The following is a 22847-nucleotide window of genomic DNA, read 5'->3' on the forward strand; positions in this document are numbered from 1 at the left end:
CGGGGTCAGGGCGTGGTCGCCGGGTGGGCGACGTGGACGGTGGTGGTGTCGAGGTCGGAGGGCACGTCGACGCAGCGGTCGATGCCGCGGGCGGCCAGCAGCGCGGTGTCCGAGCGTCGGGAGCGCAGGACGACCTGCGGGCCGCGGCCGTCCGGTGCGGCCTCGGCCAGGGCGAGCCAGGCGGCGGCGAACCGACCGCCGGGGGCGCAGTCGGCGCGGGTGCCGTGCCGGTCGGTGCCGTCGGACAGCACGTCGTCGAGGACGAGCGCGGTGGCCGACGGTGCGGCGCGGGCGTCGCGGGTGTGCTCGGCGTGGGCGAGGGCGGCGAACGCCTCGCCGGCGGGCTTCAGTCGTCCGTCGTTCGTGAACAGCCCGAGGTCGTACTCGAGCTCCGGGAAGTCCGCGAGCGACCGGGCGACGTCGTGGGAGCACCACCACGTCACGCCGAGCACCTGCTGCGCGTCGAGGACGTGCCGGATGGTCTGCTCGGTGAACGCGGCGGCGTCGGCGGGGTCGACGACGTTGGTGGGGGCGCCGACCTCCTGCAGCCAGTTCGGCCGGGCGGCGTCGCGGTTCCAGGCGGCGGCGAGCTGGAGCAGGTACTCCCCGTGCCGCACCGACCCGGCTCCGAGGGCGCCGTGCAGGGCCGCCGAGCCGTTGAACACCCACGAGTGCGTGACCGTGGCGTCACCGTGGTCCGCCGCGTGCTCGGGGCCGAAGGGCTGGGCGTCGTCGTACCAGGCCGCGTCGTACTGCGCGACGGTGACCAGTGGCCCGGGGCGCGACCCGGTGGCGGGCGGGACCGACGAGGCGGGGTCGAGCCGCGCCTCCAGGCCGACCGACACGGACGACGCGGCCGACGCCGACGCCGACGACCCGTCCGACAGCCCCGCCCGCGCCGCCGCGACCATCGCCGCCGCCCACGCGTGGCCCTGCTCCGCCGTGATCGCGTGCGGTGCGGGGTGCGGCGCGTGTGCGAACTGGTTGACCTCGTTGCCGATGGTGATGCCGAGCAGGTTGGGCTTGTCGGCGACCGCTCCGGCGAGCGCCCGGACGTACGCGGCGGTCGACGCGACCACGTCCGGGTCGGTGAACATGTTGCGGCGGTGCCAGCTGTCCAGCCAGGACGGCACGAAGTCGAAGCTCGACAGGTGCCCCTGCAGGGCGTCCACGTTGACGTCGAGCCCGAACGAGCCGGCGAGGTCGACGACCGTCGCGACGTCGTCGAGGGCCTGCTGCCGGATGAGCGTCCGGTTCGGCTGGACGACCGGCCAGAGCGGGAAGATCCGCACGTGGTCGGCGCCGATCGACGCGATGGCCTCGAGGTCCCTGGCGGTGTCCGACCGCGAGAAGTCGAGCCACGAGTGGAACCAGCCGACCGAGGGCGTGTAGTTGACCCCGAAGCGCATCAGCCCTTCACACCGCCCTCTTCGACGCCCTTGAAGAAGAAGCGCTGCAGGACGGCGAAGATCACGGCGATCGGGATGAAGGCGATCATGGTGCCGGCCGCGATCATCCGCTGGTCGGTGGCGAACGTGCCCTGCAGGTACTGCAACCCGACGGTCAGGGTGAGGTTCTCCGGCGACTGCAGCACGATGAGCGGCCAGAGGAAGTCGTCCCACGCACCGATGAACGAGAAGATCGCGATGACCGCGATGGTCCCCTGCACGGCGGGCAGCGAGATGTAGCGCAGACGCTGCAGGGCGTTCGCACCGTCCATCACCGCGGCCTGGTCGATCTCCTCGGGGATCTGCCGGAACGCGTTGAACATCAGCAGGACGTTGAGCGCCGCGATCATGCCGGGCAGGGCGACGCCGACCAGGTTGTCGGCGAGGCCGAGGTCCTTCACGGTGACGAACTGCGAGATGATCGTCGCCTCGCCGGGCAGCACGAGGGTGCCGAGGAACAGGCCGAGCACGAGCTTCCGGTGCCGCCACTGCAGACGGGCGAGGGCGAAGCCGGCCAGGGTCGCGAACACGATGTTGCCGAGCACGTCGATCGCGGCGACGAGCAGTGAGTTGCCGATGTACCGCCACACCGGGATCGCGGCGGCGACCTTCAGGTAGTTCTCGATGGTCGGTTCGGACGGGATGAACGACGGGTTCGCCGTGTAGATGTCCTCACCGGCGCCCTTGAGCGACGTGGACAGCTGCCACAGGAACGGGCCGATCGTGATGAAGAGCACCACGATGAGCAGGACGTAGCGGACGACCTTCTCGCGGGTGGACATGACGCCCCAGACCGCGCGGCGCCGCTTGCGTCCGTCGCGTCCGTTCTGCCTGGAGGCCCGTCCCGCGCCCGTCGCGCCGGTCACGTCCGGTGTCGGGCTGGCTGCGCCCTGCGCGCCGCCGATGACGGGTTCGGTCGTGCTGGTCGTGTTCGTCACTTGTCCGCCTTGCTGTTCATCCGGGCGAGGGCGAGCATCGGCACGAGCGTCACGACGAAGAGCAGGAGGCTCAGGGCGGACGCGTAGCCGAGGTTGCCGGTGAAGCCGCGGGCGTACTGCTGGATGAGCATGACGAGCGAGTTGTCCTGCCCGCCGGGCCCGCCGGTGCCGTTCGTGAGGATGTAGAGCTCGCTGAACACCCGGAGCGCGGAGACGCACACCAGGATCCCGACGAGCGTCATGGTGCCGCGGACCCCGGGCATCGTGACCGACCAGAAGCGCCGGACCGCGCCGGCGCCGTCGAGCGCGGCGGCCTCGTGCAGGTCCTTGCCGACGTTCCCGAGGGCGGCCAGGAAGATGATCATGTAGTAGCCGAGCCCCTTCCACACCGTCAGGCTGATGGCGCTGAGGAGCAGCAGCCACCGGTCGGTCAGGAACGGGACGCTGCCCTGCACGACGCCGAGGGCCTGCGCCATCTCGTTGATGACGCCGCGGTCGTCGAGGATCCACGTCCAGATGAGCCCGACGACCACCGCGGACGCGATGACCGGCGTGTAGAACGCGGTGCGGAAGAACGCGATCCCGGGCAGCTTCTGCTGCACGAGCACCGCGATGAGGAGCGGGAGGACCGTCAGCAGCGGCAGGCACACCGCCATGTAGATGACGCTGTTGAGCAGCGCCTCCCACACCTGCGGATCGGCGAGCAGGGTCTCGAAGTTCTCGACCCCGACCCACTGGCTGACGCCGCCGAGCGGGCTGGCGTTCGTGAACGACAACCGGACTGTGTTGATCGAGGGCCACAGGCTGAACGCGACGAGCCAGATCAGTGCCGGCAGGACGAGCAACCAGGGCGTGTACCAGCGGTTCGCACGCATGACGATCCTCCCTCTTCCTTCTCCGGGGCCGGATCAGCCGTTGGCCAGCAGGCTGTTCATCTTGGTCTGGGCGGTCTGCAGCGCCTTCTCGGGCGCGACCTGGCCCTTCATCGCGAGGGCGATCTGCTGGTCGAGGAAGTCCGTCATCGCGGAGTTCGCCTCGACCGGGTTGATGACCTTCGCCGTCTTCAGGGCCTCGTTCGCCAGGACCCGGGCCTCGCCGTTCACGGTGCCGTCGTCCTTCGAGAAGTACGGGTCGGACTGCGACGACGTGGTGGACGGGAAGATGTTGACCTTGTGGGCGAACGCCTCCTGGTTCTTCGCGTTCGTCATGAACTTCGCGAAGGCCTCGGCGGTGGCGAGGTGCTTCGACTTGCTCGAGACCGACAGCCCCTGCACGTAGAGCGGCGGGGTGTCGAGTGCGGGGCTGACGGTGACCTTGCCCTTGAGCGACGGGTTGTTCTTCTCGAAGTCGGCGAGCGAGGTGGCCCCACCGGTGGTCCAGGCGACCTTGGCCTGCGTGAACAGGGTGGAGTTGCCGAGGTAGTCGCTGTTCAGCACGTTGGAGGGCATGTAGCCGTCCTGGTACGCGTCCTTGTAGCGGTCGATCAGGTCGGCGGCCTTCGACGAGTCGGCGAAGGTGAACTTCGTGCCGTCGGCGTTGAGCACCTTGACGCCGGCGAGTGTGAAGTCACCGAGGCCGGGCTTCCGGCTCATCAGGTAGTCGGTCGGGCAGTTGTCGTGCATGGTCTTCGCCTGCGTGAACAGCTCGTCGGTGGTCTTCGGCGGGTTCTTCGCGTCGAGGCCGCACTTGGCGAACATCGTCGAGTTCCAGTAGTTCACGTCGGTGTTGAGGTACCAGGGGTACCCGAACGTGCCGTCCACTCCCTTGTACTTGTAAGAGTCCAACGCGCCGGCGACGTACGTGCTGGCGAGCTTCGAGTCGTCCTTCGCGACGTCCTGCAGGAACCCGCGCTTCGCGAGCGGCAGGGCGATGTCCGGCGGCAGGTTGATCACGTCGGGCAGGCTGTTCGACGAGGCCTGGCTGAGCACCTTGTCGGCGTACCCGTCGCCGGGCTGGTCCTGCAGCTTGACCTTCGCGTCCGGGTGGGCCTGCTCGAAGTCCTCGATGACCCCGTTGAGGTACCCCGTGTAGGTCGGCGTGAGCGCCCAGGTCTGCAGGGTGATGGTGCCGCTGATCTCGCCGCCGCCGTTGTCGGCCGCGTTCCCGCCGCTCGAGCAGCCGGTCAGGACGAGCGCCGTGGCGGCGGCCGTCGCGAGCAGCGCGGTGGCGCGGCCCCTCGTCATGCGTGTGGTGGTCCTCATGGCGTCTGACTCCCTCGTCATAGCTGAACCGGTTCAGCAGCAGTCACCGAACCCGTGTGTGGCAGCCACTGTGAATGACTAAAGCGCTATAGTCAACCCCGTGGCCACCAAGCGTCGAACGACGATCGCCGACATCGCCGCGCGGGCCGGTGTGTCCATCAGCGCGGTGTCGTTCGCGTTGAACGACCGCCCCGGTGTCTCCGACGAGACCCGTCGCCGCGTGCGCGAGATCGCCCGCGAGCTGGACTGGCAGCCACACACCGCGGCCCGGGCACTCGGCGGCGCGAAGGCCGGTTCCATCGGGTTCGTGCTGAACCGCCCGGCCCGGACCCTGGGCACGGAGTCGTTCTTCGGCGACCTGATCTCCGGCATCCAGCTCGGGCTCGCCGGCACCCACGTCGGCATGAACCTGCTCGTCGCGCGTGATGCCGAGGAAGAACTCGAGACCTACCGGGACTGGTGGCGCGGACACCGTGTCGACGGCGTGATCGTGATCGACCCCCGTCGCGACGACGCCCGGCTCGCCCTGCTCGCCGACCTCGGCATGCCGACCGTCGTCGTCGGCTCGCACCCCTCCCCCGAAGGCGCAGCACCCACGGTCTGGATCGACGACTCGGACGCCACCGACACCGTCCTGCGGTACCTGCACGCCCTCGGGCACCGCCGCATCGCGCACGTCGCCGGGCGGCCCGAGTTCGAGCACACCGCCATGCGCATGGACCGGCTCCGGGCGTTCGCTGCCGACGAGGGGCTCGACGACGCGGTCTCGGTACCGACGGACTACTCGGCCGAGGCCGGCGCGAGCGCCACCCGCACCCTGCTGTCCCGGAGCGTCCGGCCGACCGCGATCGTCTACGACAACGACGTGCTCGCCGTCGCCGGGCTGGGCGTGGCGAGCGAGATGGGCGTCGCAGTGCCCGGTGACGTCTCGATCGTGTCCTTCGACGACTCGGCGATGATCCGGCTCGTCCGGCCGGCGATCACCTCGCTCACCCGCGACACGGTCGAGCTCGGACAGCGTGCGGCGACCCTGCTGCGCGCGCAGATCGACGCCAGCGCCCCGCTCCCCTCACGCCCGGGCCCCTCGCTGACCCTGAGCGTCCGCGAGTCCACCGGCCGCGCCCCCGCCTGACCCTGCTGCCCCGGCTGCCCCGCGTGACACGGTGCGAGGTTCCGGATACCGTGCAGCGGCTCCTGCCCGGCACCGACTCCGGAACCTCGCACGGGACAGTGATCCACGGGCGGGTGCGCGTGGGCGTGGATCGGGTGGCCTGTGGAAGAGGGGGGATAACCCCACCCGGGGTGGGGAGAGGGCAGGATGGGGGAACGGCTCCGCGATCGCGAGGCTGGATGCATGACCGACACCGACCGCCTCGACCAGGCGCGAACCGTCCCGCTGGACGACGTCACGCCTTCGCCCGACCAGGCCCAGACCGTCCCGCTGGGCGACTCCGTGCCCCCTGGAGCCACCAAGCCGATGCCCCAGTACCCGCGCCAGCACCACCAGCACCACCAGGACCCCCAGGACGCCCCGCAGTCCCCGCCGGCGTCGTGGAGCGCCACCCCGCGGGTCGGGTCCGGCCCGGTCGGTGGTTCCGGTCGCGGGTCCGGTATGACCGCCGGGCAGTTCTACCGCGACGCGTGGAAGCGCCTGCCGCGTGACTTCGGCTACATGGCGCTCACCGCCGTGCTGCTCTGCACGCTGTACTTCGCGTTCCCGACGGCGATCTTCGGTGGCGGGTTCCGAGACCTGTTCAACCCCTTCGTCCTGCTCATGTTCTTCATCGCGCTGTTCGTGGCGCGGTGGCTCGGACAGTTCGAGAAGCTCCGCATGAGCTGGGCCGACCCGAGGCCGATCCGCCCGGTGGACTGGACGCCCCGCTGGCAGCAGAACTGGTGGACCCGCACGGGCTCGGCCGTCGCCAACCCGCACTACTGGCTCTACCTGCTGCACGCCGCGGTCGTGTACCCGCTCGTCGCGGTCTTCACCGTGGGTGCCGGAGCCCTGCTGTTCGTCGGCTTCCTCTGGCCCGTCGGGCTCGCGGTGGTGGCGTTCGCCAACGGCCTGAGCGCGCAGTACTTCGGTTGGGACACGACGGCCGTCGTCGGGTTCGGCGCCCTCGGGCTGCTGTCGATGGCCGCCTCGGTCGTGCTCTTCCCGCTCTGGGCCCGCGGGTCCGTCCTGGCGCACTACTGGGTCGACTTCGGCCTGCTGGGCGGCTTCCGGGCCGAGCAACTCGAGCAGCGCGTCGCCGGCCTGCAGGCCTCCCGTGCCGGTGCCGTCACCGCCGAGGGGCAGGCACTCCGCCAGATCGAGCGCGACCTGCACGACGGCCCGCAGCAGCGGCTGGTGCGACTCCGCATGGACCTGTCCGCCGCCGAGCGCGCCTTCGAGAAGGACCCCGAGAAGGCCAAGCAGCTCATCGGTGAGGCATCCGAGCACGCCCAGGACGCCCTCGACGAACTGCGCGCACTGTCACGCGGCTTCGCTCCGCCGATCCTGCTCGACCGCGGACTCGTCGCGGCGCTCGAGGCACTGGTCGCCCGCACCCCGATCCCGGTGGGCCTGGACGTCCGGCTGCCCGAGGGCCTGGAGCTCGCCACGGAGATCCAGCGCAACGTGTACTTCACGGTGAGCGAGCTCCTGACGAACACCATGAAGCACGCCGGCGCCACCACCGCCGGGGTGTACCTCGGCCTGGTCGTCGACGCCTCGGGCCTCTGGTACCTGACGGTCAGCGTCACCGACGACGGCCGGGGTGGTGCCCGACCGCAGCAGGGCCACGGGATCGAGGGCCTGATCGGCCGCATGCGGGCCCTCGACGGCGACCTGGTCGTCTCGAGCCCCGAGGGCGGCCCGACCGAGGCCACCGCCCGGATCCCCCTCGGCGCCCTGAACGGCGTCCCGACGGCGGCGAACCAGCGGTCGTGACCCCGCGGGAGCGTCCGCGCTCCCACTAGGCTGGTCGGCATGACAGACGGCCCGGATGCAGCACGCATCCGGGCCGTCGTCGTCGACGACGCCGTCCTGCTGCGCGAGGGCCTGGCCCGCGTGCTCGACGAGGCCGGCATCGACGTCATCGGGCAGTACTCCGACGCCCGGGCCTTCCTGGCGACCCTGCCCGAGGGTGCACCCGACGTCGTGGTGATGGACGTGCGGATGCCGCCGACCTTCACCGACGAAGGCGTCCGCGCCGCCGTCGAGACCCGCCGGATCGCCCCGCGGACGGGCGTGCTCCTGCTCTCCCAGTACGTCGAGGCCACCTACGCCGAGGACGTCCTGGCCGCCGGCGCGACCGGCATCGGCTACCTGCTCAAGGACCGCGTCACCCGGCTCGAGGAGATCGACGACGCCGTCCGCCGCATCGCCGCCGGCGGCACCGTGCTCGACCCCGAGGTCGTCACGCAGCTGATGAGCCGCCGCCGCGACCCGCTCGCAGCCCTGACCCCGCGCGAGCGTGACGTGCTCGGGCTGATGGCCGAGGGCCGCACGAACGCCGCGATCGCCCGCGCCCTGGTGATCGGCACCGGTGCCGTCGAGAAGCACGTGTCGAGCATCTTCGGCAAGCTCGCGCTCGAGGACACCGGAGAGGACCACCGCCGTGTCCTCGCCGTCCTCGCCTACCTCGGATGAGCCGAGCCCGAGGATGAGCCGAGCCCGCGGATGAACCGGGTCCCCGCGCCCCTGCTGGCCCTCACCGCGATGGTGTCCGTCCAGCTCGGCGCCGCGATCGCGAAGACCCACTTCGACGACGTCGGCGCGGTCGGGGCCGCCACGCTGCGGCTCGTCATCGGCGCCGTCGTGCTCGCCCTGGTGGTCCGTCCCCGCGTCCGGCACTGGACGCGGGCGCAGTGGCTCGGTGCGGTCGGGCTCGGCCTGGCGCTCGGCGGCATGAACGTCTTCATCTACCTGTCGTTCGCGAGCATCCCGATCGGGGTCGCCGTGACGATCGAGTTCCTCGGGCCGCTCGCCCTGTCGCTCGTGCACACCCGACGCTGGCGCGATGCACTGTGGGCGGTGCTGGCGCTCGCCGGGGTCGTGCTGCTCGGCGTCGGCCCGACGGCGGTGACCGAGGTGGGTGGGGTCGTCTGGGCGGTCCTGGCCGCCGGGTGCTGGGCGGGCTACATCGTGATGAACCGGCACGTCGGCGCCGCGATCCCCGGCGTCGACGGGCTCGTCGTGTCGATGGTGGTCGCGATGCTCGTGTCGTTGCCGTTCGGGCTCCGGTCCGCGGTCGACGGCGTCCTGCGCGAACCGACGCTCCTGATCGTCTTCGGTGCCGTCGCCGTGCTGTCCAGCGTGCTGCCGTACGCGCTCGAGATGCTCGCGCTCCGCCGGATGCCGACGCGGGTGTTCGGCGTGCTGCAGAGCCTCGGCCCGGCGATCGCTGCCCTGGCCGGCCTGGTGGTGCTGGCCGAGGGGCTGCCGGTGCTCGAGACGGTCGCCCTGGCGTGCGTCACCGCGGCGAGCGTCGGCGTGACGCTGTCGGCGCGTCGCCGACGCGGCGGACCGGTGGGGTGAACGAAGAGGAGGCCCGGATCACGTCCGCCGGGAGCGGTGCGTGATCCGGGCCTCCGGAGAAGACCGTCTACTCGTCGCGCAGGAAGTCTGCGTACGTGGGTTCCGACTGCTCGCCCGACAGCAGGGCCGGATCGTTGATCCGACGCTCGACGTAGGCGCTGATGACCTCGGGCGGGGTGAGCACGTGGGCGACCCAGGACGGCACCGCTGCGTTCTTCATGGTGCCTCCTTCTGGGACAGGGGTCCGGACCGAATGCCTCGATCAGTGAGTTACTTGCTGACCCCGTGTTCGCTAAACCATCCTCGGGGTGCGGGCGGAAGTCAACGCAGTGCGTTCTGCGGACTCCGGTTCGCGCTGTCCCGGTCGGCACGGAGCGTGCGGTGCTTCACCGCGGAGCGCCACACCCACGCCTCGGCCTGCTGCCCGAACTGCGCCCACTCCACCAGCACGGCATCGCGGGTCCAGCTCTTCGCGAAGGCCTTCACCCGGACGTGGAAGGTCGGGAACTGGATCCACGCCCAGACCGGCTTCGGGGTGACGGCGTGGCAGACGTCGCCGCCGCGGGCGTCCTCGGACAGGGAGTACGCGCGCGGACGCTCGACCTCCGGGTGTTCCGGGGGCTGCCACCGGTTCTCGCGACGCCGTCCCACGACGGTATTCGAACGTGTGTTCGAACGACAGTCAAGTCGACCGCGTCGTGTGGACGAGCACCCGGGGCCGGACGGGCGTGTCGCAAGGGGCGCCGAACGGTGGGGAGCGTGTTCCGCTGGCGGGGTCCCGGGGCATAGGGTGCGGGCATGCAGAGCAGCACGGGGGTACGGGTGGTGTCGGCGGCCGCGGTGGTGGCGGCGCTGGTGGTCGGAGCGGCCGGACTGGTCGGGACGGTCTGGTTGGCGCCCTGGGACCTGCCCCGCGGGTTGCTCCTCGGCGCCACGGTCGTCGCCGGCATCGCCGCAGTCGTCGTGCTCGCCGCCGCGGTGCGCGCCCGGGACCGCCGGGCGCTCACGTTCGCGGTGTCCGTGCTCGCGTTCGCGCTCGTGTCACTGGTTCCCGGACTGTTGATCGACGTGTTCCTCGTCGTCGCGCAGGCGGCGCTCGTGGCCTTCGGTGTCGTCACCGTCCGGAGTGGACCGGGTGTGCAGCGGGCCTTCGGGTGGATCGTCACGGTGGCGGCCGCGGCGTGGTTCGTCACCGCACTGCTGTCGGAGACCGTGCTCCTCACGGCGCTCCCGCAGGAGTCGCTCGGCGTGGCCATCGCGGTCCCGGGGCTGCTGCAGACCGTCGCGTACCTGGCCGCGGCGGTGCTCGTCGCGGTGCCGCTGCTGCGCCCGGTGGGCCGCGGTGTCGGCGTGCTGTGGGCCTCGGCCGAGGTGCGCTGACCCGGACGCCCGCCCGCCTCAGCCCGCACGGGCCGCCAGTCGCTCGGAGCGTCGGCGTGCCTGCTCCCCGGGATCCGGCACCGGGGCGGCCTGGATGAGCCGTCGTGTGTACGGGTCCTGCGGCGAGCGCAGGATGGCGTCGCGCGTCCCGTGTTCGGCGACCCGGCCGCCGTGCAGCACGACGACCCGGTCGCACAGGGTGTCGACCACGGCGAGGTCGTGCGTGACGAACAGGCACGCGAACCCCAGGCGCTCCTGCAGCTCGCGGAACACGTCGAGCACGCGGGCCTGCACCGACACGTCGAGCGCACTCGTCGGCTCGTCGGCGATCAGGAGCGCGGGGTCGAGGGCCACCGCGCGGGCGATCGCGACCCGTTGCCGTTGGCCGCCGGAGAGTTCGTGCGGGTAGCGCTCGGCGTACCCGCCGTCGAGACCGACGTCGGCGAGGAGCCGCTCGACACGCTCCTCGACCTGCACCGCCGGCAGCCGGAGGATCTGGCGGAGCGGCTCGGCGACGGTCTGCCCGACCGTGTACCGGGGGTTGAGCGACCGGAGCGGGTTCTGGAACACCACGCCGACGTGCTGGCGCATCTGCCGGCGGGCGGCTCGTCGTGCGCCGGCGACGTCGGTGCCGTCGACGACCACCGAGCCGGAGGTGATCGGCGCGAGGCCGACCGCGGCCCGGCCGATGGTCGTCTTGCCGCTGCCGGACTCCCCCACCAGGCCGACGATCTCGCCACGGCCGACGGTGAACGACACGTCGTCGACGGCGCGGAAGCGTCCGCGCAGGGCGCCGCCGTACTCGACCACGAGGTGCCGGACGTCCAACACGGCGGCCGGTGGCTCCGTGGCGGAGCCGAGCCGGGCCTCCTGGCCGGACCCGGTGCCCATCCGCGGGACCGCAGCGAGGAGTTCCCGCGTGTAGTCGGCGGACGGTGCGGCGAAGACCGCCTGGGCGGTGCCGGTCTCGACGACGCGTCCGCGGCGCATCACGACCACGCGGTCGGCGAGGTCCGCGACGACGCCCATGTCGTGGGTGATGAGCAGGATCGCGGTGCCGGTGCGCTCGCGCAGCGCGCGGAGGACGTCGAGCACCTCGGCCTGCACGGTGACGTCGAGGGCGGTCGTCGGCTCGTCCGCGATGAGCAGGTCCGGGTCGGCGGCGAGCGCCATCGCGATCATCACGCGCTGGGCCTGTCCGCCGGAGAGTTCGTGCGGGTACTGGCCCAGGCGGCGTTCGGGTTCGGGGACCTCCACGGCGCGGAGCAGCTCGAGCGAGCGCTCCCGGACGGCGGCGCGGTCGTGCGGGCCGTCGGTGCGTCGGACGGCCTCGGCGAGCTGGAACCCGATGGTGAACACCGGGTTCAGCGCCGCGGACGGGTCCTGGAAGATCATCGACACGCTGCGGCCCCGGACCGACCGGAGGGTGCGCTCGTCGGTGCCGATGACCTCGAGGTCGCCGAGCCGGATGCTCCCCGAGGCGCGCGCACCGTCGGGGGCGATGCCCATCGCGGTCATCGCGGTCATGCTCTTGCCGGAGCCAGACTCCCCCACGACCGCGACGACCTCGCCCCGGGCGACGGTGAACGAGGCGTCGTCGACTGCGCGGACGACCTCGCCGTCGACGTCGAAGGTGACGGTGAGGTGCTCGACGGTCAGGACGTCGGTGGTGCCGCTCATGGGGTCTCCGGGGGGTCGGTGTCGTCGCGGGCGGCCTTGAAGGCTTCCCACTCCTCGAGCATCTTGCGGTGGTAGCCCTGCAGCCACTGCATGTAGTCGCGGCCGTTGAGCAGGCGCTCGCGGACCTCGGCGTCCACGTCGCCCGTGCCGGTGCGACCGGCACCCTCGACGACGGCGAGCCCGCGGCCGATGATGTCGCGCTGCCGGTCGAGGTACTTCCGTTCGCTCGCGAGCCAGGAGCCCCAGACGTCGGCCTCGGCACGGAAGTAGTGACTGCGCTCGCCGGGGACGATGTGGCGCTTCACGAACCCGGAGTCGACGAGCCGCCGGGTGGCCATCGACACCGACCCCGAGCTGGCACCGAGCGCTGCCTGCAGGTCGGACGACGACGAGTGCGGTGCGCGGGTCATCATCAGGTAGCCGAGCACCCGGGCGTCGGTGAGGGGCATGCCCGCGCCGTCGTTGAGCATCAGGGCGAACTCCTCGACGAACGCCTGGCGCTCCGGTCCGAGCAGCCGGTCGTCGGTCACGAGGCCAGCCCGGCGGCCACCTCGGGTCGCTCGTCCGGGATCGACCACGGCTCCTGCGACATGCCGCCACCGCCGCGGATCGCCCGCACGGCGCCGTCCTCGTCGCGCGTGTAGGTGATGTCCTCGTCGACCGAGCCGAAGCGGTTGCCGTGGGTCATCCGCAGGGTGTCGGCGTCGACCACCTCGAGCCGCGTGGGGGTGTCCATCGGTTCGGGGCCGGACGGGTCGACCTCGACGAGCCGGTCACCGATCCGGGCGACGTCGGTGACGCCCCACGGGTTGGCGAAGCGTCCGGTGAACGTGGCGGTGTCGACGTCGTCGGGCACCGGGGTCCCCGGGGCGTCGGCGTCGGCCGCTGCGTCGAGCATGGCGATGACCGCGGTGGCGATGAGCGTGGCGGGTCCGGCGGCGGCACTGGTGAGCACGGACACGACGAGCCCGGACGCCGGGTCGAACATCGACTGGGTGATGTGGCCGGGGAACCCGCCCGAGTGCCCGCGGATCTCCCGTCCGCCGATCCGGTCGACGATGAACCCGGCGCCGTAGCCGCGGGCCGCTGGGTCGTCGGTGGCGCTCCAGGCCTTCCGCTGCGCGAGGCGCTTGGAGTGGTCGTCGAGCAGGGTGCCCTGCCCGATCACGTGCTGCGAGAAGTAGCGGACCAGGTCGGACGCGGTGCCGTGGAAGCCGGTGGCGGCGGCCATCGCGCGGGTGTCGACGTGGTCGATGCGCTGCCGGTGCCTGGCGGTGTGGAAGCCGGTGTACCCGACCACGAAGTCGTCGGCGCGTGCGGGGTCCCAGTCGGGGCCGGTGTTCCGCAGGCCCAGGGGTTCGGTGATCGACTCGCGCACGAAGTCGTTGTACGACTGCCCGGACACCGCGGCGATGACCAGGCCGAGCAGGGAGTAGCCGAGGTTCGAGTAGTTGAACGACGAGCCGGTCGGCACCTTCTGGCCCCGGTCGAGCACGAGCGCCAGGAGTTCCTGCTCGTCGGGGAACGGGCGGAGCAGGGACCAGTAGTCGCCGTCGTGTCCGTCGCGGATGACGCCGGCGCCCATCTCCATGAGCTCGCGCAGGGTGGCGTCGGCGAGCGGCGAGCCGCCGTCGACCAGTGCCGGGACGTACGTGCCGACGGTGTCGTCGAGCCGGAGCGACCCGCGCTCGGCGAGCTGCAGCAGGGCCGTCGCGGTGAAGGTCTTCGAGTGCGAGGCGATGCGGAACAGGTCGGTGGTGGTCAGGCGACGCCCGGCCTCGACGTCGGCGTAGCCCCAGGCCTCGTCGAACAGGACCTCGCCGCCGTACCCGACGGCGACCTGCACGCCGGGCACCCGCAGCTGCCACACCTTGTACGACACCCACTCACGGATGTAGGGCAGGGTCTTCCGGTACGCGGAGAGGGTGTCGGTCACGGTGGTCCTTTCGAAGGGCGGTGGTTCGAGTCTGGCGCGTCGGTCGCGACGGTGCCCGCCGCGACGCGGCGTGTGCCGTGCCGGTCAGCGCCGACGTGGGTCGAGCGCGGCGCGCAGCGTGTCGCCGAGCGCGATGACGGCGAGCACGGTCACGGCGAGGAACGCCGCCGGGGCGATGAGCATGTGCGGGGCCCGGAGGAACTGCGACGTCGCCGCGGACAGCTGCAGCCCCCACGAGATCGCCGGACGCTCCAGCCCGATACCGAGGTAGGTCAGCGACGACTCGGACACGATGACCCCGCCGACGGTGATGGTGGCGAGCACGAGCAGCGGCGAGATCGACGACGGCAGCACGTACCGGGTGGTGATCCGCCACGTCGACAACCCCATCGTCCGGGCGGCGAGCACGAACTCGGCGCCCCGGACGCTGCGGACGCTCGACCGCACGAGCCGGGCCATCGTCGGCCACCCGAACAGGGCGAGCACGAGCGACACGGTGAGCACCGACCGCTCCCCCACGCTGTTCAGCACGACGACGGCTCCGAGCAGGAACGGGAACCCGAGGAACACGTCGGTGAGCCGGGCGAGGACGGCGTCGACCCACCCGCCGACCATGCCCGCGACGGTCCCGACGACGACCGCGACCATGCCGGCGAGCAGGGTCGTGAGCACCGCGACGGCGATCGACGACCGGGTGCCCCAGACGACGTTCGCGTACACGTCGCAGCCCTGCAGGTCGAAGCCGAACGGGTGCCCGGCGGTCGGTGACGCCCCGCTCCGGCCGAGGTCGCACACCCGCGGGTCGCCGTGGCCGAACAGGCCGGCGAACAGCTGCGGGAACGCCGCGATGAGCAGGACCACCACGAGCACCGACGCGGGCACCCAGAACCCCGGCGTCCGTGCGGCGGCGAGCAGTGGCCGGCGCCGGACCCCGACGACGGGTTCGACGGTGGCGCCGAGGGCTTCGGTGGTCATCGGGAGGCTCCTGTCCGGACGCGCGGGTCGAGGGCGGCGTGCAGCAGGTCGACGAGCACGCTCGTGACGAGGAACACCAGGATGAGGGCGGTCGAGATGCCGACGACGACGGCACCCTCGTGCGAGCGGATGCCCTGGAACAGCAGGTTCCCGACGCCCGGCAGGTTGAAGATGCCCTCGATGATGACGGTGCCGCCCATCAGGTAGCCGAGGTCGGTCGCCAGGTAGGTGGCGGTGGGGATGAGCGAGTTCCGCAGCACGTGCACACCCACGATCCGGCCCGGCGCGAGCCCCTTGGCGCGGGCTGTCCGCACGTAGTCGGCGTCGAGTGTCTCGATCATCGAGGTCCGGGTGAGCCGGGACACCGCGGCCAGGCCGAACAGGGCGATCACGAACGCCGGCAGGACGTACGCGGTCGGCCACCCGGCGGTGACGCCCGCGACCGGGAACCAGTGCAGCCGCACCGAGAACACCAGCTGCAGGGCCACGCCGAGCACGAACACGGGGACCGCGCCGACGACGATGGTACCGACGAGCACCGTCTTGTCCAGCACGGTGCCGCGCCTGAGCGCCGAGACCACGCCGAGCCCGATGCCGAGGACGATCTCGAGCGCCCACGCGCTCAGCGCCAGCGTGATCGTCACCGGCCACCGCGAGGCCATCTGCTCGCCCACGGACTGCCCGTTGAAGTCGGTGCCGAAGTCACCCCGGAACAGGCCGCCCAGGTACTGCACGTACTGCAGCCACAGCGGCTGGTCCAGGTGGTACTCCGCCCGCAGCGCCCGCACGACCGAGTCGGTGAGGGGGCGCTCGCCGCCGAGCGCCTTGATCGGGTCGCCGGGCAGCGCGAACGTCATCGCGTAGATGAGGAAGGTCACCCCGAGGAACACGATGACCAGGCCGCCGAGTCGGCGACCGACGGCGAGCGTCGGACGCATCACGCGCCTCCCGAGACGGCCGCCGACACCGGACGGGAGGCGCGGGTCGGGTCCGTCACGTGCGCCGCGCAGGCGAGGATCGCCCCGTACTGCACGCCCACGAGCTTCCCCACCGGGATCGGCTGCGCACCCGTCGACGCGTCCGCCTGCCAGCGCGCGTAGCGCTCGGCCAAGCGGTCGCGGAGCCGCCGGAGCGGCGCGGACGCCGTACCGGCGGTCGTCTCCGCCTCGACGGCGCGCAGGAGCATGCCGCCGTAGCGCAGGCGGAAGCAGCGGACGAGGTCCTCGCAGCCGAAGCGCTCCGCGACGGTGGCCGTCCGGTCCGACGGTTCCCGTTCGGCACGGCGGCGGTCGGTGTCCGCCATCCCGACGAGCATCGGCACGAACGCCCGGGAGGCCTCGACGAACGGGGACGGGATCGAGAGCATCGGCGACGCCTCGTCGAGGAACGCCTGCAGTTCCACACCCGAGGCACCGAGCTCGTCCGCGCACCGACGCAGCAGGTCGGCGTACGACTCGTCGGTCGGGGTCGGGTCGTCGGCGTCGGGGTGGCTCCAGTACGGCAGCTCGGCCACCATGCAGAGGGCCCCGTGCCGCATCGCCCACGCCGCGCTCGATCCGCCGTGGATGTGCTCGCCGGGGTCGACGCCGAGTTCCTCGAGGTAGGCGTACGCCGTCTCGATGCCGTCCATCGCGAACACCGCCGGGGCGAGCTCCCGCAGGTACGGGGACTCCGGCTCCCCGGTGTCGAGCGGCAGCCCGAGTGCGGCCGGCACCGCGTGCAGCGTGTCGACGACGTCGGGCAGGTCCTCGGACAGGTAGTAGTAGACGCCGCCCATCTCGCCGTTGTGCAGGCTCACGAGCAGGTCCGGCTCGGTGTCGTCGATGAGCCGCATGAACGCGAGCGTCTCGGGCAGCACCTGGTCGAAGTACACCGACTTGTAGCTGTTCGGGAACGTCCACTCGACCTGGCTGTCCGGGGCCGGCCGGTAGAAGTGCCGCGAGTAGAACACGCGGTCGTGCGGGTCGTGGAACCACGCCTCGTTGAGCCGCATGCCGTCCGGATCGATCGTCGGGACGATGTGCCAGGTGACGTCGAGCCCGGCCACCCGCTCGTCACCGAGGGCCGTCTCGGCGAGGTGCAGCACCGTCCACGAGCCGATCGGCTCGTTCGGGTGCACCCCGCCGACCACGACGGCCGCGTGCGACCCGGTGCCGATGCGGTAGCTGTGCAGGGGTTCGCCGAGGCGGCTCGTGCCGATCCGGGTGACCGTGACCCGGTCGGGGTGCGCCGCGGCGAGCGCGGCGAACCGGGCGTGCAGGTCGTCGACGAGCGGGAAGCCGTCGCGGTCGGGGACGTCGCGGACCAGGTCGAGGACGGTGTGCTGCTCCATGCCCCGCCCTACTTCACGGCGATCTGCGCGATCACGGGGCTGCCCGCCACCGCCGGCAGCTTCGCGATCTTGTCGCTCGTGACGTACGAGTACTTGTCGAAGAAGGTCGGGACGATCGGGAAGTCCTGCAGGACCGCCTCCTGCGTCTTCGTGTAGTACCCGTTCGCCTCGTCCTGCGACCCCGCGGAGTCGGCCTTCGCGAGCAGCGAGTCGACGTCGTCGGACTGGTAGTAGCCGGTGCACGGGGAGCAGCCGCCGGCCGTGGTGAACAGCGCGCGGAGCGTGTTCTGCTGGCTGATGTAAAGCGCGCCCCAGTGGCCGAAGTGCGGGCCGGCGACGGTCTTGTCCGTGAGCTCCGAGTAGTAGGACGCCCAGTCGGTGGTGGCCTTCGCCTCGGCGTCGACGCCCAGGTTCTGCCGGATCTGGTTGGCGTACGCCTCGTACAGGGAGTCGAGGCCGGTGCCGCCCGGGTAGACGAGCGTCATGGTGCCGTCGAACCCGCCGGCGCTGGCGAGGAGCTTCTTCGCCGCTGCCGGGTCGAACTCGCAGGCGTCGCGGCAGATGCCCTCCTCGGTGCCGGACATCGACGGTGGGGTCAGCGCGGTGGCCGGGTCGTACAGGCCGCCGTAGATCGCGTCGTTGACCTCGTCACGGTCGATCGACATCGAGATCGCGCGGCGCACGTCGGGGTCGGAGTACCGGTCGTCCCACAGCGGGAACCCGAGGTAGTCGATGCCGGGGGCGTCGAAGGAGTGCAGGCGATCGCCGAAGTCGGCCTTCGCGCTCGTCATCTTGTCGGCCGGCAGGAACAGCACGTCGGCGTTGCCGGCCAGGACGTCGGTGTACGCGGTGTTCATGTCGGAGTAGCTGCGGAAGGTCACCTCGTCGGTGGCGGGCTTCGTGCCCTCGTAGTCCTTCCAGGACGTGACGGTGAACTCCTGGTCCGCCTTCCACGCCTTCGTCATCTCGTACGGGCCGTTGCCGATCGGCTTCTTGTCGTACGCCTTCAGGTCGTCGTACGCGGCCTCGGGCATCGGGTAGAACGCCGTCTGGGCCTGGCTGAGCTGCAGGGGGAACTGGCTGTCCGCGTGGGTGAGCGTGACCGTGAAGGTGTCCTTGCCGGTGACCTTGAGCCCCGACATCTCCTTGGTCTTCGGGGTGCCCTTCGCCGGGTTGAGGTCGGTGTACCCGACGATCCCGGCGAGCTGACCGCTGTTCTCCCACGCGTTCGGGCCGTAGGCGACGTGGTTCCAGGCCTTCACGTAGCTCTCCGGCGTGACGGCCTCGCCGTTCTGGAACGTCCAGCCGTCCCGCAGCGTGATCGTCCAGGTGGTGGCGTCGTCGCTCTCGACGCTCTTCGCCGCGACGTCGTGCAGGTCACCGTCGGCGTCGGTCTGGGTCAGCGGCGCGAAGACGCTCATCACCTGGTCGAAGGCCACGGTCTGCCGTCCCGGGGTCAGGTGGTCGGGCTCGCCGGTCGCGTAGACCAGGCTCGAGGGAGCGTCGTCATCGGCCGCGCCGCCCGCCGAACAGCCGGTCGCCACCAGTGCCAAGGTTGCCGCCGCGGCCAGCGCGGCGATCGTCCTGCGTCGCATGATCTCTCCTCGATCGGGTGCGGCCGGATCCCTGCCCGGTCGTCGTGGTGGGAAAGCTAGGACGGTTCGAATCCCGACCACAAGACTTCTTTCAATGCGCTCTGAGAGTTTTACCGCGCAGAAACACTGACGAAACGACGCCCGTCGCGCGACCGGGCCCGTTGTGCCACGCTCGGAACATGCGCCACACACCGCACTTCCTGATGACCGACGTCGACGAGGTCCGACGCCTCATCACCGGGAACCCGTGGGCGACGATCGTGTCCCACACCGCGGCCGGGCTGGTCGCCTCGCACTACCCGGTGCTGCTCGAGGCCCCCGGCCCCGACGACGACCCGGACGCCCTCGTGCTGGTGTCCCACGTCGGCCGTCCCGACGAGGTCGCGCACGAACTCGGACGGCACGAGGTCCTCGTCGTGTTCCAGGGCCCGCACGGCTACGTCTCCCCCGCCTGGTACCCGCCGGAGCAGTTCGTGCCCACCTGGAACCACGTCACCGCCCACGTCTGGGGCACCCCCGAGATCCTGTCCGACGACGAGAACTTCCGGGTCCTCGGCGAACTCGTCGACCACTTCGAGCACGTCATGCCCTCGCCCGTGTCGTTGCAGATCGACGAGGAGACCGCCCGCCGGATGGCCAAGGGCACCGTCGGCATCCGGATCCGCGTCACCCGGTTCGACGCCCGCGCCAAGCTGTCGCAGAACAAGGCTCCCGAGGTGATCGACCGCATCGTCGCCGGGCTGCGGGGCGACGGCCCCTACGCGTCGCCGGCGCTCGCCGACGAGATCGAGCGGGTCCGGCCGGTCCCGTCCCCGACGAACGGCCTGGAGGCACGGTGACGGACATCCTGCTCCGCACCGTCCGCAGGGTGGGCACCTCCGGTGCCCCTGCCGACGTCCGCATCGTCGACGGCCGGGTCACCGAGATCGCGCCGACCGGCACGCTCGACCCCACGAGCGTCGACACCGACGTGGTCGAGGCCGCCGGCGCCTGGCTCGGCCCGGGGCTCCGCGACCACCACACGCACTTCGACCAGTGGGCGCTCGTCCGCCGCCGTGTCGACGTCACCGGCTGCGACTCCGCCGAGGCGACCGCCGACCTGCTCGCCGCCATCGCGCGGGCGGGCGTGACGGACCGCGTCCTGGTCGGACACGGCTACCGCGACGGGATGTGGCCGCGCCCGGCACGACGCGAGCTGCTCGACCGTGCCGCACCGGGCCTCCCGGTCGTCGTGATCAGCGCGGACCTGCACGCGGTGTGGTGCAACGCACTCGCGGTCGCGCACTTCTCGGTTGCTGTCGGCCGCCCGCTCGAGGCGGGCGAGGACGGGGTCCTGCGCGAGCAGGACGCGTTCGACGTGACCGGTGCCCTGTCGCAGGTGCCGGACGACCTGCTCGACGCCTACGTGGCGGACGCTGCCGAAGCCGCGGCGGCCCGCGGGGTGACGGGCGTGGTCGACCTCGAGATGCGCTTCGGGCTCGACCGCTGGCGCCGCCGGATCCACGCCGGCACCGACGCGATCCGGGTCGCGTCCGGGGTGTACCCGGCCGAGCTCGACGAGGCCATCGCCCGGGGGCTGCGCACCGGCGACGTGGTCGACGGCACGCGGGGCCTGCTCACGATGGGGCCGTTCAAGGTGGTCACGGACGGGTCGCTCGGCACCCGGACCGCCGCCATGACCGACGGCTCCGGCGTGCTCGCCTGGCCGTTCGAGGAGCTCGTCGCGATCACCCGCCGTGCCGTCGACGCCGGACTCGTCCCTGCGATCCACGCGATCGGCGACCGTGCGAACACCCTGGCGCTCGACGTCTTCGAGACCGTCGGGGCCCGCGGCACGATCGAGCACGCGCAGTTGCTCGTCGACACCGACGTCGACCGGTTCGCCCGGCTCGGGGTCGCCGCGTCCGTGCAGCCCGAACACGCCATGGACGACCGGGACATCGCAGACCGGCACTGGGCCGGACACACCGACCGTGCCTTCGCCTTCGCGTCGCTCGCTCGGGCCGGAGCGCGCCTGCTGCTCGGGTCGGACGCTCCGGTGGCGCCGCTCGACCCGTGGGTGTCGATGGCGGCGGCCGTCGGGCGGGACCGCGACGGGCGGGACCCGTGGCACCCGGCCGAACGGCTCTCGGCGCTCGTCGCCTGGCAGGGGTCGACCGACGGGCGGGTCGGGGTGTCCGTCGGTGACGTGGCGGACCTGGTGCTCGTCGAGTCCGATCCGCTGGCGGCGCCCTCCGCCGCACTGCGCGGCATGCGGGTGCTCGGGACGGCCGTGGCCGGGCGGTTCACGTACCGGGAGCTGTGACCAGGAGGGCGGGCGGCTGCGCCTGTGCCCCGTGTGCTACTTCTGGTCCTTCGGGCACCAGTAGAGCTTCCGGCCGGCCATGTCGGCCATCCGGATCTCGGTGCCGCACACCCGGCACGGCTCGCCCTGCCGGTGGTAGACCCAGTGCCGGTCCTTGCGTGACCGCAGGGCCTTCTTGTGGTCGGCCGCGGACAGGTCGTCCATCGTCATCATCAGGCCGTCGCGGACGCCGTCGTGCAGCAGCTTCGACCAGTCGGCCCAGAGCGCCTTGGCCTGCTTGACGGTGATCTTCTTGCCGGGCTTGTACGGGTCGATGCGCTGCCGGAACAGCAGCTCGGCGCGGTAGATGTTGCCGATGCCGGCCACGACGGACTGGTCCATGAGCAGCTGCCCGATCGCGACGTTCCGACGGCGGACGTTGTCGACGAAGGTCTTCTCCGCCTCGGGCCCGTCGTCGTTCATCGGGTCGGGGCCGAGCTTGTCGAGCGCGCGCTGCACCTCGGCCGGGGTCTCCACGACGCACGCGGTCGGGCCGCGCAGGTCGGCGACGGTGTCCTCGGTGAGGATCCGCACCCGGACCTGGCCCACCGGGTCCGGCGGGAAGGACTCGATCGGGTCCTCCGCCTTCTCCTGCTCGGCCATCCGGTAGCGGGCGAGCCGCGGTGCGCCGATCGAGCTGAGCGACTCTTCGCGGTCGTCGTCGTCGGACAGCGCCTCGGCGGTGGAGATCACGCCCGCGAAGTCCCACGCCCCGTACAGCCCGAGGTGGACGCGGAGGAACAGGTCGCCCTCGAACTCCAGGAACATCTGCTTCGCCACCGCACGCGCGGCGATCATGCGCTTGCCGTCGAGCTGCGCGGCCCCGGCGGCGAAGCGACCCTGGGGGCTCGACACCTCGCAGCGCTTGCCGACGAAGTGCCGGGTGAACTGGTTGGCGATGCGGTGGACGGAGTGACCCTCGGGCATGACTACCGTTCTACCCGGTACCCCTGACGGGCCGGACTACGCGTCGATCTGGCGGCCGGCGATCAGCCCGGTGGTCTCGTACTCGGCGAGCTGGGCGATGCGGCGGGCGTGGCGCTCCTCGCCGGAGAACGGCTCGGCGATGAACAGGTCGACGAACCGGATCGCCTCGTCCTCGGTGTGCTGACGTGCGCCGATGGAGATGACGTTGGCGTCGTTGTGCTGACGGGCGAGCAGCGCGGTCGACTCGTTCCAGACGAGCGCGGCACGGATGCCCTCGACCTTGTTCGCGGCGATCTGCTCACCGTTGCCGGAACCGCCGAAGACGACACCGAGCGCCTGGACACCGGCGCGCTGGTCCTGCACCACGGCGTGCGCGGCGTTGATGCAGAACGAGGGGTAGTCGTCGAGCGCGTCGTACTCGGTCGGACCGTGGTCCACCACCTCGTGCCCGGCTTCGGTCAGGTGGGTTGCGAGGGTCTTGTTGAACTCGAGGCCGGCGTGGTCCGTTCCGAGGTGGATGCGCATGGAACCGATCCTATTCCTGCGACTCCGGGCCCCGGACCACCACG

At 71.6% G+C, this 22847-nt stretch carries 22 protein-coding genes; 7 read left to right on the forward strand and 15 right to left on the reverse strand.

The features are described from left to right. Positions 1-5 precede the first annotated feature (5 nt). The 4 genes from HQQ79_RS16040 to HQQ79_RS16055 are packed head-to-tail and all read right to left on the reverse strand — an operon-like array spanning position 6 to position 4569. A complete protein-coding gene (locus HQQ79_RS16040; RefSeq protein WP_173035614.1) occupies positions 6-1409 on the reverse strand; it encodes a cellulase family glycosylhydrolase in 1404 nt (467 codons plus the stop codon). Further along, the gene (locus HQQ79_RS16045) at positions 1409-2386 is read right to left on the reverse strand and encodes a carbohydrate ABC transporter permease (RefSeq protein ID WP_196783367.1); all 978 of its coding nucleotides are present in this window, start codon (positions 2384-2386) and stop codon (positions 1409-1411) included. The genes HQQ79_RS16040 and HQQ79_RS16045 overlap by 1 nt, the downstream gene beginning before the upstream one ends. Then, positions 2383-3261 carry a carbohydrate ABC transporter permease gene (locus HQQ79_RS16050; protein WP_110859204.1) on the reverse strand — a complete coding sequence of 293 codons (879 nt, stop codon included), beginning with the start codon at positions 3259-3261 and terminating at the stop codon, positions 2383-2385. The genes HQQ79_RS16045 and HQQ79_RS16050 overlap by 4 nt, the downstream gene beginning before the upstream one ends. Positions 3262-3294: 33 nt before the next feature. Then, positions 3295-4569, reverse strand: coding sequence for a sugar ABC transporter substrate-binding protein (locus tag HQQ79_RS16055; RefSeq protein ID WP_173035616.1), 1275 nt, complete (start codon positions 4567-4569; stop codon positions 3295-3297). A gap of 118 nt (positions 4570-4687) precedes the next feature. Between HQQ79_RS16055 and HQQ79_RS16060 the strand changes: the two genes are divergently transcribed. The 4 genes from HQQ79_RS16060 to HQQ79_RS16075 all read left to right on the forward strand — a co-directional run bounded on the left by HQQ79_RS16060 (position 4688) and on the right by HQQ79_RS16075 (position 9109). Then, positions 4688-5719 (forward strand): LacI family DNA-binding transcriptional regulator, encoded by a 1032-nt coding sequence (locus HQQ79_RS16060; protein WP_138802824.1) that lies wholly within the window; start codon positions 4688-4690, stop codon positions 5717-5719. 222 nt (positions 5720-5941) lie between these two features. Then, positions 5942-7519 carry a sensor histidine kinase gene (locus HQQ79_RS16065; protein WP_173035619.1) on the forward strand — a complete coding sequence of 526 codons (1578 nt, stop codon included), beginning with the start codon at positions 5942-5944 and terminating at the stop codon, positions 7517-7519. A 39-nt stretch (positions 7520-7558) separates the two neighbouring features. After that, a complete protein-coding gene (locus HQQ79_RS16070) occupies positions 7559-8221 on the forward strand; it encodes a response regulator transcription factor (protein WP_027464682.1) in 663 nt (220 codons plus the stop codon). A 30-nt stretch (positions 8222-8251) separates the two neighbouring features. Continuing rightward, positions 8252-9109, forward strand: a complete 858-nt coding sequence (locus HQQ79_RS16075; RefSeq protein ID WP_173035621.1) for a DMT family transporter — start codon at positions 8252-8254, stop codon at positions 9107-9109. A gap of 67 nt (positions 9110-9176) precedes the next feature. Here HQQ79_RS16075 and HQQ79_RS16080 read toward each other — a convergent pair whose 3' ends face one another. Together HQQ79_RS16080 and HQQ79_RS16085 are read right to left on the reverse strand one after the other, a co-directional pair. Then, a complete protein-coding gene (locus HQQ79_RS16080; protein WP_017886018.1) occupies positions 9177-9329 on the reverse strand; it encodes a hypothetical protein in 153 nt (50 codons plus the stop codon). A gap of 101 nt (positions 9330-9430) precedes the next feature. Further along, positions 9431-9760 carry a hypothetical protein gene (locus HQQ79_RS16085; RefSeq protein ID WP_035807629.1) on the reverse strand — a complete coding sequence of 110 codons (330 nt, stop codon included), beginning with the start codon at positions 9758-9760 and terminating at the stop codon, positions 9431-9433. Positions 9761-9907: 147 nt separating this feature from the next. On the opposite strand from HQQ79_RS16085, the gene HQQ79_RS16090 reads away from it, so the two are divergent. Further along, on the forward strand, positions 9908-10489 hold the full coding sequence (locus tag HQQ79_RS16090) for a hypothetical protein (RefSeq protein ID WP_173035623.1): 582 nt from the start codon (positions 9908-9910) through the stop codon (positions 10487-10489). Positions 10490-10507: 18 nt separating this feature from the next. Here the strand turns inward: HQQ79_RS16090 and HQQ79_RS16095 are convergent, their stop codons facing one another. The 7 genes from HQQ79_RS16095 to HQQ79_RS16125 form a co-directional block, all read right to left on the reverse strand. Further along, positions 10508-12169, reverse strand: coding sequence for an ABC transporter ATP-binding protein (locus tag HQQ79_RS16095; protein ID WP_173035625.1), 1662 nt, complete (start codon positions 12167-12169; stop codon positions 10508-10510). Continuing rightward, complete coding sequence (locus tag HQQ79_RS16100; RefSeq protein WP_231495614.1) at positions 12166-12699, reverse strand: GbsR/MarR family transcriptional regulator; 534 nt, start codon at positions 12697-12699, stop codon at positions 12166-12168. Before HQQ79_RS16100 ends, HQQ79_RS16095 begins: the two co-directional genes overlap by 4 nt. Next, complete coding sequence (locus tag HQQ79_RS16105) at positions 12696-14105, reverse strand: serine hydrolase (RefSeq protein ID WP_367948117.1); 1410 nt, start codon at positions 14103-14105, stop codon at positions 12696-12698. The genes HQQ79_RS16100 and HQQ79_RS16105 overlap by 4 nt, the downstream gene beginning before the upstream one ends. An 84-nt stretch (positions 14106-14189) precedes the next feature. Next, positions 14190-15080 carry an ABC transporter permease gene (locus tag HQQ79_RS16110; protein ID WP_071246671.1) on the reverse strand — a complete coding sequence of 297 codons (891 nt, stop codon included), beginning with the start codon at positions 15078-15080 and terminating at the stop codon, positions 14190-14192. Further along, on the reverse strand, positions 15077-16018 hold the full coding sequence (locus HQQ79_RS16115; protein WP_027464675.1) for an ABC transporter permease: 942 nt from the start codon (positions 16016-16018) through the stop codon (positions 15077-15079). Before HQQ79_RS16115 ends, HQQ79_RS16110 begins: the two co-directional genes overlap by 4 nt. Continuing rightward, positions 16018-17412 carry a M14 family zinc carboxypeptidase gene (locus HQQ79_RS16120; RefSeq protein ID WP_173035627.1) on the reverse strand — a complete coding sequence of 465 codons (1395 nt, stop codon included), beginning with the start codon at positions 17410-17412 and terminating at the stop codon, positions 16018-16020. The genes HQQ79_RS16115 and HQQ79_RS16120 overlap by 1 nt, the downstream gene beginning before the upstream one ends. 8 nt (positions 17413-17420) lie before the next feature. Beyond that, entirely contained in the window at positions 17421-19007 is a 1587-nt protein-coding gene (locus tag HQQ79_RS16125; RefSeq protein WP_216852637.1) for an ABC transporter substrate-binding protein, read from the reverse strand. Positions 19008-19186: 179 nt separating this feature from the next. On the opposite strand from HQQ79_RS16125, the gene HQQ79_RS16130 reads away from it, so the two are divergent. Both HQQ79_RS16130 and HQQ79_RS16135 read left to right on the forward strand, forming a co-directional pair. Next, positions 19187-19846 carry an FMN-binding negative transcriptional regulator gene (locus HQQ79_RS16130; RefSeq protein WP_173035629.1) on the forward strand — a complete coding sequence of 220 codons (660 nt, stop codon included), beginning with the start codon at positions 19187-19189 and terminating at the stop codon, positions 19844-19846. After that, entirely contained in the window at positions 19843-21312 is a 1470-nt protein-coding gene (locus HQQ79_RS16135; protein WP_173035631.1) for an amidohydrolase family protein, read from the forward strand. The genes HQQ79_RS16130 and HQQ79_RS16135 overlap by 4 nt, the downstream gene beginning before the upstream one ends. 36 nt (positions 21313-21348) lie before the next feature. On the opposite strand, the gene HQQ79_RS16140 is transcribed toward HQQ79_RS16135, so the two are convergent. Next, the gene (locus tag HQQ79_RS16140) at positions 21349-22278 is read right to left on the reverse strand and encodes an Fpg/Nei family DNA glycosylase (RefSeq protein WP_173035633.1); all 930 of its coding nucleotides are present in this window, start codon (positions 22276-22278) and stop codon (positions 21349-21351) included. 36 nt (positions 22279-22314) lie between these two features. Next, positions 22315-22803 carry a ribose-5-phosphate isomerase gene (locus HQQ79_RS16145; protein ID WP_027464669.1) on the reverse strand — a complete coding sequence of 163 codons (489 nt, stop codon included), beginning with the start codon at positions 22801-22803 and terminating at the stop codon, positions 22315-22317. Positions 22804-22847: the final 44 nt, after the last annotated feature.

Origin of the sequence: Curtobacterium sp. VKM Ac-2852 (assembly GCF_013205045.1) — a bacterium.
In the GTDB taxonomy this organism is placed as follows: domain Bacteria; phylum Actinomycetota; class Actinomycetes; order Actinomycetales; family Microbacteriaceae; genus Curtobacterium; species Curtobacterium flaccumfaciens.